The following is a 254-nucleotide window of genomic DNA, read 5'->3' as shown; positions in this document are numbered from 1 at the left end:
CAACCGTTCGCGCCAGGTGCGCGAAGCCTGCGGCCAGCACGGGGGCTTCTATCTCGGCTCCATCGGCGGGCCGGCCGCACGTCTTGCGCAAGACTGCATCAAAAAGGTGGAAGTCGTCGAGTACCCGGAACTTGGCATGGAGGCCATCTGGCGCATTGAAGTCGAAGATTTCCCGGCTTTCATCGTTATCGATGACAAGGGCAATGACTTCTTCAAGGAATTCAACCTGAGTTGACCGCTACAGAAAAGGCCGG

The 254-nt window shown here is 57.9% G+C and carries 1 protein-coding gene; it reads left to right on the top strand.

What is annotated here, in order from left to right; all coding sequences use genetic code 11:
* Positions 1-235, top strand: a 235-nt coding sequence (locus tag Ga0451573_RS19405) for a fumarate hydratase C-terminal domain-containing protein (protein ID WP_231685839.1), incomplete at its 5' end; no start/stop codon positions are given.
* Positions 236-254 lie beyond the last annotated feature (19 nt).

It is taken from the genome of Phosphitispora fastidiosa (assembly GCF_019008365.1).
Lineage (GTDB): Bacteria > Bacillota > Thermincolia > Thermincolales > UBA2595 > Phosphitispora > Phosphitispora fastidiosa.
Note: the sequence above shows the minus strand (reverse complement) of the source record. Positions and strands in the feature narration are given on the sequence as shown.